Raw genomic sequence first — 11,895 nt, 5'->3', positions numbered from 1 at the left:
ATGAGTTTAGCGTAACAAATAACTTTGGATTAAATGTGATGTACTCAATGAATCAAGAAAAGATGTTAGCTGGAGTAGTAACTTCGCAAACAAATAATGAAGCATCGTTTTCTGAAGAAGTAGAAAATAATGTTTCAAATTCTACACTATCTGTTAAGGAGAGAATTGAATTGTTTGAAAAAGGTACGAAGCAAGAACCTGACCTGAACACTGAATGCAAACTAGCTTCTTTAAATGTGATTAGCAATAGTAGCGATAGCAGTATTACAGCAAAAATAGACGAAGCAGGTGCTGATTTTTCAGTGAGTTGTTCTTCTTTAGTATTGGATGATGGTAAAGACATAGAGGACGAATTTAATGCAGTTTGTGAGGCAAATGGAATAGAATATAACCGTCCGTATTCTCTTGATCAGTTTGAGGCAGCATCCAACACATCTTCCAACCCCAAAATAGACAATACAAAAGAAATGCAAAAAGAGGAAGAGGATAAAGAATTAGGAGATAAACCAAAGCCGTTACCTAGGAATGGAATGTTGGAGAAGGACAATATTAGAAATGTAGCTCCACCTTCACCTAGAACAGCAGAAAATCATCGGTTGAGTATTATTCAGGATATTGCACCACCAAAGCTACCACATTCTTCTTTCCAATTAAATGGAGAAAAATGTGATGAGCAAGAAGCTATAGGAGAACCTATGTATGCAACTATAGACCAAAGTAAAAGATTCTCGAAAAGAGGTTTAGATGGTGAAATAAATGATCAAAGTCCAGAGATAGAAAAGTCAAATTCTGAAGAAACATCAATTAAGAAAGAATCAGAAGATATAACTGATGAACCTGTAGATCTGAATACGAAATTTTTAAAAAAGAGTTTGGAAGGAAGCGATAGTGGGATAGACAATAGAAGTGCAGAGGTGACAAGATCAAATTCTCAAGTAACAGAAATGAGTGAGTTTTGTGGCAGGCAAGGATGGGAGAATATGTCATTAAATCATGATAGTCCAGTTACACTTTCAACTAGCCCATCAGAAAAAAGTGATAATGAAGAAACCCCGTTAATTAAAAAAGAAAAGAAAACAAATAGAATTTTGCCAAGAGTAAAATATGCAATGCAGCAGAAGGAATTTGTAATTTTCGGTATAGCTGCTGTTGCACTTAGCGCTTCTGCAGCTTTGGTATATCTACAGGATAAAGGACAATTTATTGCATTTTTTGCAAACAGCCCTCTCTATATTACTATGCCAATGATAGCAATTACTTCATTGCTTGCAATTAGCACAATATTTTGTGGAATAAAGCAATTTAGAGATACTGAGGAGTGTCAAATAGGGGGAAAGAATGCGAATGAAACTTTGAATCAGGTGCTAAAGTATCAACCAAAAGATAAAGTAATAAAATCAGTCAAACTGGAATACAGCAATGGTACTCATTCACATTTTACACTTAACGCTTGGAAGGGTAAGAACAACTTCATTAATATTGACGACAAAGTCATTAGTAGAAGAAATAAAGTAGAATCAGTAATCAAAGATAGGCCATTATTTACAGCATTATTAAGCAGTTTGGTTGCTGCAAATATAGTATTGCCTTTATTACTGTATGTAGAAGGTGGTATTAATAGTGTACAGAAGTTTTACCAGAACGCTTTGATTAATAACGTAGGGTTATCACTACTTATAGGCTCGAGTATACTTGCACTATCAGTGATATTCCTTGGAGTACATTACTACAGAAAAACAAATTGCACAAATCTTGTATATTGTGAGGAAAGAATTGAACCAGAAAAAGTTAATGGAAAGTTCATTGAGGAAATAAAGGAAGCAAGGACAAAAGTGCTTGAAGAAAACCATAGTAAAGATGCCAAATGCAGCAGTTTAACGCTAGAGCAAGTAGTGGTTGAATCTCATAACTACAAAGATGCAATTTATAGTATTAGTTGAAAATAGCCAAATTTCACTATGTAAAAAGAAAGCAGCTATAAACCGGAGTACTTCGCTCTATATTAGTAAAATATCTCTAAGACGCCGGCAAGTATAAACAGGTAGGGAATTGCTGATACTGGCAAAACCTTTTCAGAGATTCAAGAAGAAAATTCGTAGAAACAAGAGAGAGGAGAAAAAAAAGTGAAAATCACACAAACAGAATGGGCAAGAGAGATAGGAGTATCAAAGCAATATGTCTGTTATTTAGTAAAAAAAGGAATAGTTGAGTTGGAGGATGGACTCATTGACCGAGAACAAGCAAACAGGGCTATAGAAACAATCAGAGATCCAAGTCAACCACTGAGAAGAAAAAACTATTCAGAAAGCGGAGAAAAACTTTCCACGATGTTGCTTAAAACGCGAATAAAAAATGAAATGGAACGAGGTAAACTTCTTGAGGCAAAAGCTAGGGCTGAGATAGGAGAACTTGTAGCAGTAGAAGAAGTAAAGCGCGATGCATTTAATGTAGCAAGAGTTGTCCGTAATAATTTACTTAATATTCCAAATAGAGTTTCAGCATTGCTTGCATCACTGAGTGACACTGAAAAGATTCATATGGCGCTAACTGAAGAGATTACAAACTCACTTGAAGAATTATCTAATACTAAATTTCAAATATAAAAAAGATTTTGAATATAAAATGGCTGATAACTTAAGTTTAGAGTTAATAAAATGTCTCATCAATCAACCAGGAGTAGATGTAAATGTTAGAGGATTAAACGGAAAAACCCCACTACATTGCGCTATAGAGTTTGATGAATTAAGTATGGTAGATCTGTTACTCACGAAAAAGAACATTAATCCTTTTATAGAAGATAATGATGGTAAAACATCTCTTGATTACGCCAAAGAAGGGAAAAAAGCAGAAATATTACAAGCGCTAATTAATAACAAATACGGGTCAGAACAAGATAGCTTACTTCATTTAGCTGCAATGATAGGTGAAGTTAATGCAGTTAGATATTTGATAGGAAAAGGCATTGATGTTAATGTACGAAATACTCTGCATCATACTCCATTACATCTAGCAGCAGGCATAGGACATGAAAATATTGTCAAAATTTTAGTGAAAGAAGGAAATGCTGAAATAGATGTCTTTGATGCACGAAATCAGACACCAATGCACTATGCAGTTAATAACAAAAAGTTGGAAATAGTAAAGTTACTGCTAAAGCTTGGAGCAGATGTGAATAGTGCACGCATGGGACAAAACTCAATGAAATTGTCACCTGTGCATATAGCTGTAAGTAATACTAATTACGATGAAAGAGACTTATGTCTTGATATCCTCAAATCCTTAATAAAGGAGCCTAATGCTCAAGTCAATTTGCAAGACTACGAAAGTAAAACACCACTACATTACGCTGAAAGACTTAAAACAATAGAAGTTTTACTAACACGAGAAGATATAGACCCTCTGGTAAAAGACGATAGCGGCAAGACACCATTTGATTACGCTAAACCTGAGATAAAGAAGGCTTTGATGAGTAATAAATACGGTTCTGAAAAGAATAGTCTACTCCATTTAGCTGCACAAAGAGGAGAAATTGAGATTGTAGATGCAATTTTAAAAGAAGAAATCAATATTGATATTGTAAATAATAAAGGTCTATCACCAATTTATCTTGCTGCAGAAAAAAGGCATTTACATGTAGTAAAGTTATTGCTGAAAAAAGGAGCAAACTATACACCTGTTTTGCACTTAGCAATCAAGTCAAATAATTTAGAATTGCTAAAAACTTTATTTAAAGAAAAGAGCATCAAATTACCAGACGAGATAGGCAAGTCTGTACCAGTTTATTATAGGTGTATAGAACATAGAGATGCAAAAGTAAGAAAATACAACAATGTGATCTGTGTTTTTACCTCAGTAAGTGCAGTAGCAATAGCGGTATGTATAGGGTTAACAGCAACAACAATAAGCAATGCAATCATTTTTGCAACAATAACAGGGATATTTGCACTTATTATAGCAATAATGATAAGTGAGGTGAGCAAAAGATATATAGAAAACGAATTTCAGAAAAAGATGTTTATGGAACTGGAGGAGTGTAGTTCTACTGTTAATGACGTTGAGTTAGAACCAATTACTAGTAGATGCAGACAATGATATACGCTAGAGCTTTTTCTGAAGGTTTAAGACCAGATCCCCAGCTTAAAGTGTCAGAGTGGGCAAATGAGTATCGAGTTTTAGCACCAACTGCAGCATCAGAGCCAGGAAAATGGAGAACAGAGAGAACTCCTTATTTAAAAGAGATCATGGATTCACTTTCTCCGTCCTCACCAGCAGAAAAAGTAGTATTCATGAAAGGAGCGCAGATTGGTGGAACAGAAGCTGGTAACAATTGGATTGGCTACATCATAGATCAGACTCCTGGTCCAATGCTGGTAGTACAGCCAACAGTTGAAATGGGAAAACGTTGGTCGAAGGGAAGATTTGCACCGTTAATAGAGAGTACGCCATGTTTAAAAAGTAAAGTAAAAGACCCAAGGTCAAGAGATTCAGGGAATACTGTACAGAGTAAGGAATTTCCAGGTGGAATAGTAGTAATAACTGGAGCAAATAGCAGTGTAGGACTTCGTTCTATGCCAGTAAAATATCTCTTTCTTGATGAGATTGATGCCTATCCAGGAGATTCAGGAGGTGAAGGAGATCCAGTTTTACTCAGCATAGCCCGTACTAATACATTTGCACGGCGAAAGATTTTTTTAGTATCAACACCAACGATTCATGGAATAAGCAGAATTGAGAAAGAATTTGAAGCAACAGATAAGCAGTACTTTTTTGTACCATGTCCGTATTGTAATTACTATCAAGTTCTAAAATGGTCACAAATTAAATGGGAAAACAACGACTCAAGAACAGCACATTATGTCTGCACTGAATGTAGCAGCAAAATAGAAAATCATCAAAAGACAGAGATGCTAGACCGTGGAGAATGGAGAGCTACAAATCAAGTACACAATAGCAAAGTAATAGGATTTCACCTTTCAAGTCTTTATAGTCCAGTTGGCTGGTATAGTTGGCAACAAGCAGTAGAAGATTTTCTCCATGCCAAAGAAAGTGAACAATTACTGAAAGTTTGGATAAACACAACGCTTGGAGAAACTTGGGTAGATAAAGGAGAAGTACCAGACTGGAAGCAATTATTTAACAGGAGAGAATTTTTTCAGATTGGCACAGTACCTAGGAGAGAAGTAGTACTTACTGCAGGAGTAGATGTCCAAAAAGATCGTCTAGAGGTGGAAGTTGTAGCCTGGGGAAAAAGCCGTGAAAATTGGTCAATAGACTACCGAGTATTTGAAGGAGATACAGGAGGTGGAGAAGTATGGAAAAAGCTTTCGGAGCTCCTCAATCATCATTTTATCGGTGAAAATGGGCTTGAATATATGATAAGTATGATGGCAGTTGATGCAGGATATGCAACACAGGAAGTATACAATTGGGTAAGAGGTCATCAAGGCTCTGGAAGAGTAATGGCAGTGAAAGGTGTAAATAAAGCGCTAGTGCCGCTGAGTAGCCCAAGTAGAGTAGATATAACAGTTGGTGGTCAAAAGCTAAAAAGAGGAATAAAGCTATGGCCAGTAGGAGTATCGATATTAAAGTCAGAGCTTTTTCAATTACTTAATATTTTGAAAGAAGAAGAGAAAGTGCCAGCAGGATATTGTCATTTTCCGGAGTATGCACCTGAATATTTTAAGCAGCTAACGGCAGAGCAATTAGTCAGCAAGGTAGTAAAAGGATACACTAAACAAGAGTGGCAGAAGGTAAGAGAAAGAAATGAAGTACTAGATTGCCGAATTTACGCAAGAGCAGCATCGATAGCACTGGGAATAGACAGATGGCCAGAGAGTAAATGGAATAGTTTAAGTGAAAAACCAGAAAGTAAAAAATCAAAGAAAATAGTGAAAAGTAAATGGATCAGCAAGTAGTAAATGTATAACGAAGATTATTTAATTCAAGTCGAAGAAGCGATAAAGAAGCTGCAAAGCGGAGAAAGAGTTGTCTCAATTGCATATGGTGACCATGTTGTGCGGTACGGAGAAGTTCAAATAAATGATTTATTGAATTTAAGACAACGAATTAAGGCTGAGTTAAAAGTTGCAGGCATGAGGCCAAAGAGGAAAATTGTTTTTTCAACGAGTAAAGGAATTTTATAAATGCTGCTAAAAACCTTCAAGCAATTATTTAACAAACCAAAGATAAAAAGCTCAGCGTGGGATGCAGCAGGCTCAGGAAGAAGATTTTTTCACTTTCAACCAGAGTTAGGAAGTATAAACAATTTGCTGTCTCAAAGCCTTGAGCACTTGCGTAGCCGCTCTCGTGATATGGTGAGAAAAAATCCATATGCAGCAAATATTATTGATACAATAGTAAGTAACTCTATTGGAACAGGAATAAAGCCGCAATCAAAAGCAAAGAATGCAGAATTTCGAAAGAAAGTACAAGAATTATGGCTGAAATGGACAGATGAAGCAGACAGTAGTGGAGTAAGTGATTTTTATGGATTACAAGCTCTAGTATGCAGAAGTATGATAGAAGGTGGAGAGTGTTTTGTACGCCTCCGACATCGTAAACTCGAAGATGGATTTTCTGTACCATTGCAACTTCAAGTATTGGAATCAGAACATTTAGATAACAAGAGCAATCAAACACTAGCCAATAGTAATGTAATAAGAAACGGGATTGAGTTCAATAGACTTGGGCAAAGAGAAGCATATTACCTATTTAAAGAACACCCTGGTGAAGGTTCGTTTGGCGAATCAGTGAGAGTGCCAGCAAATGATGTTTTACATATCTATAGACCATTAAGACCTGGGCAAATCAGAGGGGAGCCATGGCTTTCGAGTATACTTCTGAAACTTTATGAGCTTGATCAATACGATGATGCAGAATTAGTGAGAAAAAAGACAGCAGCAATGTTTGCGGGATTTATTACAAGACTTGATCCTGAAGCAAATATTTTAGGTGAGGCGCAAGCAAATGAGCAAGGAGTAGCACTATCTGGCCTGGAACCTGGAACAATGCAGCTTTTAGACCCAGGAGAGGACATAAAATTTTCAGAGCCATCAGATGTAGGAGGAAGCTATGAAGCATTCATGAGACAGCAACTGAGGGCAATAGCAATAGGCACAGGGATAACATACGAACAACTAACAGGAGATTTAACCGGTGTTAATTATTCATCAATCAGAGCAGGATTAATAGAGTTTCGTCGTAGATGCGCTATGCTGCAACATAACATTATGGTATTCCAATTTTGCAGACCAGTATGGAGTAGATGGCTAGAACTTGCCACTTTATCTGGAGAGCTTTCTACAACAGACAATCAAATATTTAAAGATGTGAAATGGATACCACAGGGATTTGATTGGGTAGATCCGCTTAAAGACCAGCAAGCACAACAAATGTCGGTAAGAAATGGCTTCAAAAGTCGAGCAGAAGTAGTATCAGAAATGGGTTACGATGTAGAAGAAATTGACCAAGAAATAGCAGAAGATCAAAAGCGAGCTAATTCTTTTGGACTTTGTTTCGATTCTGATGTTAATCATAAAAGGGAAGGAAGGTGATGTGGATAAATAAACCAGTAATGGTAGAGAGAAGAAGCTTTGAACTACTATCATTATATAACAGCAAACAACCTATCTTTAAGAACTTAAAGCATTTTCATATAAACCCAAAAGGAATAGCAATAATACGTATTTATGGAGTTTTGACAAAAAAAACAGAAGCTTTTGATCATATTTTAGATATGACTTCGTATGAAAATATTCATGAAGAGATAGAGAGTGCTTTAGGAGATAAAAGCATAGAGACGATTCTACTTGACATAGATAGTCCAGGAGGGGAAGTAAACGGTGTCTTTGACCTAGCTGATTTTATTTATGAATCAAGAACAAAAAAGAGAATTATTGCAATAGCAAATGATGATGCATATTCTGCTGCATATGCTATAGCTTCTAGCGCTGAGAAGGTATTTGTGAGCAGAACTTCTGGTGTTGGCAGTATTGGAGTAATAGCAAGTCATATCGATCAAAGTAGGTTTGATGAAAAGCAAGGTATTAAGTACACCACAATCTTTGCTGGTAGTCGAAAGAATGATTTAAACCCACATGAGCCAATGACGTCTGAAAGTCTGGGAAGCTTACAAAAAGAAGTAGACCGACTATATGAAATGTTTGTGCAGCTGATAGCAAGGAACAGAGGTCTTTCAATTGAAAAGATTCGATCAACAGAGGCAGGGCTATATTTTGGGGAGAAAGCAATAGAAATAGGTCTTGCAGATGGAGTTACAACATTTTTTGAATTTATCAACAATCATAAAAGTAGGAGTGTTAGTATGACAACTATTGAGGAAAGCTACGAGAACTGTCGTAGAGAAATTTTAGAGATAATAAGATTATGTAATGTATCAAAGATGCCAGAAAAGATAGGAGAATTTATTGAGCAAAGCGTAAGTGTTGAGCAAGCACGGGAAGTTTTAATGGAGTTACTTGCAGAGCGAACGAAAAAGACAGAGATACTGAGTGCAATACCACAGAATTCAGGAGAAGAATTGATGATGCAGGTAGCTAAAGCTAGAGCACAATCAAGTATTTAAGTTTTTTTATAACCGCCGCGTACAATAACTACAAACATGGCGGTAAAACTAAAGGAAAAAAAGGAGAAAAGAAAATATGACATGTATAACCGAACAAAATAATCTAGGTGACTTATTAAAGTATGAGGCATCAAGTCTATATTCAAGAGATCAGATAACAGTAGCAAAAGGGCAGAACCTAAAGCTTGGTACAGTAGTGGCTCTCGATAAAGATAGCATGGTTAAGATAATAAATCCAACTGCCACAGATGGTACACAAACAGCGATAGGTGCAGTAGTAAGTGATGTAAATGCGACAGAAAATGCTAAAGCAGTAATTATTACTCGTGGTGCAATACTAGCAGATCATGCGGTTGTGTGGCCAGCAAATATCACTGAAGAGCAGAAAGCTGCAGCAATAAAGCAACTTGAAGCACGAGGGATCATTGTCCGCAAGGGAATTTAACTAAAATTAATAGGAAAAAAGGGAGAAAAAAAATGCAAAATCCATTTACAAATCCAGCATTTAGTATGACGGCACTAACAAATGCGATGAATATATTGCCGATAAATTATGGACGAGTTGAAAATCTAAATTTGTTTCCAAGTAGGTCAGTAAGATTTAGACATATTACCATAGAAGAACACAACGGAGTATTAAGTTTATTACCAACGCAAGTACCAGGGGCGCCAGCAACAGTAGGAAAAAGAGGAAAAAGAAAGGTAAGAACATTTACGATTCCACATATTCCGCATGATGATGTAGTGTTACCAGAGGAAGTACAGGGAATAAGGGCATTTGGATCAGAAAGTGAACTTAAAGCGCTAGCAGACGTAATAACTGACCATTTACAGCTAATGAGAAACAAACATGCAATAACATTAGAGCATTTGCGAATGGGAGCGCTGAAGGGAATAATTTTAGATGCTGATGGGTCAGAATTATTAAATCTGTACAACGAATTTGAAATAACACCAAAAGTAGTAAATTTTGCCCTTGGAACAGCAACAACAGATGTCAAGCGTAAGTGTCTGGAAGTACTCCGGCATATAGAAGATAATCTAAGTGGTGAATATATGACCGGAATTCATGCCTTGGTAAGCCCTGAGTTTTTTGATGCATTAACTTCGCATAGTAAAGTGAAAGAAGCATATGAAAGATGGCAAGAAGGAGCAGCGCTAAGGAATGATATGAGATCAGGATTTACGTTTTGTGGAATCACGTTTGAGGAATATAGAGGGCAAGCAACTGATCCTGAAGGAACCGTAAGAAGGTTTATAGAAAGGGATACAGGACACTGTTTTCCAGTAGGAACAGCGAGCACATTTACAACATATTTTGCACCAGCAGATTTTAATGAAACAGTAAATACACTAGGACAGCCACTCTATGCAAAACAAGAGCCAAGAAGATTTGATAGAGGGACTGATTTGCATACCATACGCGTCAAGTTAAGGAAATAAAGGTATGAAAGAGATAGAATAATAAGGTATAAGTTCTCCCAGATATACTTTTAGTGAGAGAACCAATGAATAAAATAACTTGCTTATCAAAAAAGCTCAAAGAATTTTTTAATGAAAAAGCAGAGAAAATCTCAATTACAACAAGGTTTATAAAAAGAAAGAGAAAGCTAAAAGGTTCATCATTCGTAAAAGCCATGGTCTTGGGTAATATAGGAGTTGATAATTGTAGCGTAGAAACAATGTGTCAATTACTAAACGAGGACTCGATAGATATAACAAAACAAGGTTTGGATTTTAGATTTACTGAAGAAGCAGTGGAATTTATGAAAAGGATGTATAATGAATCTGTGGTTCTCTTTAAAAATATCTTGCAAGTTGATTGCAAAATCTTACAGCAATTTAATAGTGTTAAATTATTGGACAGTAGCTATATTACTCTACCTAACAGTATGGAAGAGATGTATAAAGGTTATGGTACTAGCTACAGTGGCTATGAAAGCAATACTAAGTCTGGAATAAAGTTACAATTAGTTTTCGATTACATGAATCAGATAATAGACCAACTTAATTTAACGGAGGGAATAAGATCAGACCAGGGATATAGGAAACATTTAAGTAATATATCAAGCAATGATTTGCTAATATCTGATCTCGGTTATTTTGTGCCAAGTTCTTTTAAACAAATCAATGAAATAGGAGCTTATTTCATAAGTCGTTATAAATCCGATACCAACGTATATGATGTAGAAACAAATCAAAAAATGGAGTTATTAGAATGTTTAGAGGATAAGTTATTTTTAGAAAACGAGGTATTGTTAGGAAAAGAAGCAAAAATTAGAGTAAGAATTATATGTCAGAAACTAACTGAAGAACAGTCTATAGCCAGAAGAAGGAAAGCTAATAGATTAGCAAGATCGCAGGGATATACATCCTCTAAAAGAAATCAAAAATTGTTGAACTGGTCAATATTTATAACTAATGTTCCAGAAAATAAAATTAGTGCTGAGCAAGTATTAACGATTTACAGAGTAAGGTGGCAAATTGAGTTATTATTTAAATTGTATAAAAGCCATATCAGACTTGATAAGCTAAAAGGAAAGCCATGCAGAGTATTATGTGAACTATATGCTAAATTGTGCGCAATTCTTATATTTCACGGCATAGTTGGTTGCACAGAAGTGAAAAAGAATACAGAACTTAGCTTAACAAAGGCATTTATTGAGCTAAAAAGACGGGTTAGAGAGTTATTTTTAGTATTAACCAAGATTAATAGTTTAAAAGTATTTCTTAAAAAACTCACTATAACTTGGTCGCGATTTTCATTAAAAGACAAACGTAGAAGGGCTAGAGTATCCACTTTAACCTCTCTAAATTTGCTCACAATCTCTTAACTTGACGCGTATGGATTTGCATACGCAGTCAAACCCTCTGCCAATGTGCCACCGTCCAGCGATACTAGTCAAGATCGTTGCAACATAGGTAGAGCAAATATAAAGCGGTGTGAGGCAGAAGAATGCTTTACCTCTTCTTAGCATATAAATGTTAGTATATAGCGGAGAAACGTGCAAGAGAATATTAAGAGATTATTTAAAGATTGTTTTGCCCATTTAGGAGAAGTGGCTTTATATAAATCAAAGGATAAGTCATATATGGTACAGGTATTAAAGCAACAGCCAGATAAATTATACGAGATTGGTGAAGGACAATTTGTGGGAGAGATGCTTTTTCTTGAGGTAAGCATTTTTGATATACTGAGGCCAATTGTAGGAGATATTTTTGTTATAGGTGATTGCAAATACAAAATACACACACCACCACTTAGAGATAAATCTGGAATGGTCTGGCGAATCGAAGCGTATGGGGTGTAA

Annotated in this window: 11 protein-coding genes and 1 pseudogene; all 12 read left to right on the top strand. The window is 35.9% G+C overall.

Features of this window, described 5'->3' with window-relative positions:
• Positions 1-47 precede the first annotated feature (47 nt).
• The gene (locus AAGD84_RS01330; protein ID WP_264328554.1) at positions 48-1,940 is read left to right on the top strand and encodes a hypothetical protein; all 1,893 of its coding nucleotides are present in this window, start codon (positions 48-50) and stop codon (positions 1,938-1,940) included.
• A 183-nt stretch (positions 1,941-2,123) separates the two neighbouring features.
• On the top strand, positions 2,124-2,603 hold the full coding sequence (locus tag AAGD84_RS01325) for a hypothetical protein (protein ID WP_065095468.1): 480 nt from the start codon (positions 2,124-2,126) through the stop codon (positions 2,601-2,603).
• Between the two features lie 19 nt (positions 2,604-2,622).
• Entirely contained in the window at positions 2,623-4,092 is a 1,470-nt protein-coding gene (locus AAGD84_RS01320; RefSeq protein ID WP_065095471.1) for an ankyrin repeat domain-containing protein, read from the top strand.
• On the top strand, positions 4,089-5,915 hold the full coding sequence (locus tag AAGD84_RS01315; protein ID WP_065095469.1) for a phage terminase large subunit family protein: 1,827 nt from the start codon (positions 4,089-4,091) through the stop codon (positions 5,913-5,915). The genes AAGD84_RS01320 and AAGD84_RS01315 overlap by 4 nt, the downstream gene beginning before the upstream one ends.
• A 3-nt stretch (positions 5,916-5,918) precedes the next feature.
• On the top strand, positions 5,919-6,143 hold the full coding sequence (locus AAGD84_RS01310; protein ID WP_065095024.1) for a gpW family head-tail joining protein: 225 nt from the start codon (positions 5,919-5,921) through the stop codon (positions 6,141-6,143).
• Positions 6,144-7,553: a phage portal protein gene (locus tag AAGD84_RS01305; protein ID WP_264328555.1), complete on the top strand. Its 1,410-nt coding sequence runs from the start codon at positions 6,144-6,146 to the stop codon at positions 7,551-7,553. It abuts the gene before it with no gap.
• Entirely contained in the window at positions 7,553-8,584 is a 1,032-nt protein-coding gene (locus AAGD84_RS01300) for a S49 family peptidase (RefSeq protein WP_264328556.1), read from the top strand. Before AAGD84_RS01305 ends, AAGD84_RS01300 begins: the two co-directional genes overlap by 1 nt.
• 76 nt (positions 8,585-8,660) lie before the next feature.
• A complete protein-coding gene (locus AAGD84_RS01295) occupies positions 8,661-9,029 on the top strand; it encodes a head decoration protein (protein ID WP_065095519.1) in 369 nt (122 codons plus the stop codon).
• Positions 9,030-9,061: 32 nt separating this feature from the next.
• Positions 9,062-10,027, top strand: a complete 966-nt coding sequence (locus AAGD84_RS01290; RefSeq protein ID WP_341818061.1) for a major capsid protein — start codon at positions 9,062-9,064, stop codon at positions 10,025-10,027.
• Positions 10,028-10,092: 65 nt separating this feature from the next.
• Positions 10,093-11,418: an IS4 family transposase gene (locus AAGD84_RS01285; protein ID WP_341817859.1), complete on the top strand. Its 1,326-nt coding sequence runs from the start codon at positions 10,093-10,095 to the stop codon at positions 11,416-11,418.
• A 13-nt stretch (positions 11,419-11,431) separates the two neighbouring features.
• Positions 11,432-11,506: pseudogene (locus AAGD84_RS07495) on the top strand (major capsid protein); the annotation flags it as partial.
• A gap of 83 nt (positions 11,507-11,589) precedes the next feature.
• Positions 11,590-11,895 carry a hypothetical protein gene (locus AAGD84_RS01280; protein ID WP_052265018.1) on the top strand — a complete coding sequence of 102 codons (306 nt, stop codon included), beginning with the start codon at positions 11,590-11,592 and terminating at the stop codon, positions 11,893-11,895.

Origin of the sequence: Wolbachia endosymbiont (group A) of Andrena fulva (assembly GCF_964026815.1) — a bacterium.
GTDB lineage: Bacteria > Pseudomonadota > Alphaproteobacteria > Rickettsiales > Anaplasmataceae > Wolbachia > Wolbachia pipientis.
This window is presented reverse-complemented; position numbering and strand designations above follow the sequence as displayed.

Excerpts from the sequence above, each read along its gene's own strand:
- AAGD84_RS01330 (WP_264328554.1), top strand. The coding sequence starts at position 48 with ATGAATCAAGAAAAGATGTTAGCTGGAGTAGTAACTTCGCAAACAAAT.
- AAGD84_RS01320 (WP_065095471.1), top strand. The coding sequence starts at position 2,623 with ATGGCTGATAACTTAAGTTTAGAGTTAATAAAATGTCTCATCAATCAA.
- AAGD84_RS01315 (WP_065095469.1), top strand. The coding sequence starts at position 4,089 with ATGATATACGCTAGAGCTTTTTCTGAAGGTTTAAGACCAGATCCCCAG.
- AAGD84_RS01310 (WP_065095024.1), top strand. The coding sequence starts at position 5,919 with ATGTATAACGAAGATTATTTAATTCAAGTCGAAGAAGCGATAAAGAAG.
- AAGD84_RS01305 (WP_264328555.1), top strand. The coding sequence starts at position 6,144 with ATGCTGCTAAAAACCTTCAAGCAATTATTTAACAAACCAAAGATAAAA.
- AAGD84_RS01300 (WP_264328556.1), top strand. The coding sequence starts at position 7,553 with ATGTGGATAAATAAACCAGTAATGGTAGAGAGAAGAAGCTTTGAACTA.
- AAGD84_RS01295 (WP_065095519.1), top strand. The coding sequence starts at position 8,661 with ATGACATGTATAACCGAACAAAATAATCTAGGTGACTTATTAAAGTAT.
- AAGD84_RS01290 (WP_341818061.1), top strand. The coding sequence starts at position 9,062 with ATGCAAAATCCATTTACAAATCCAGCATTTAGTATGACGGCACTAACA.
- AAGD84_RS01285 (WP_341817859.1), top strand. The coding sequence starts at position 10,093 with ATGAATAAAATAACTTGCTTATCAAAAAAGCTCAAAGAATTTTTTAAT.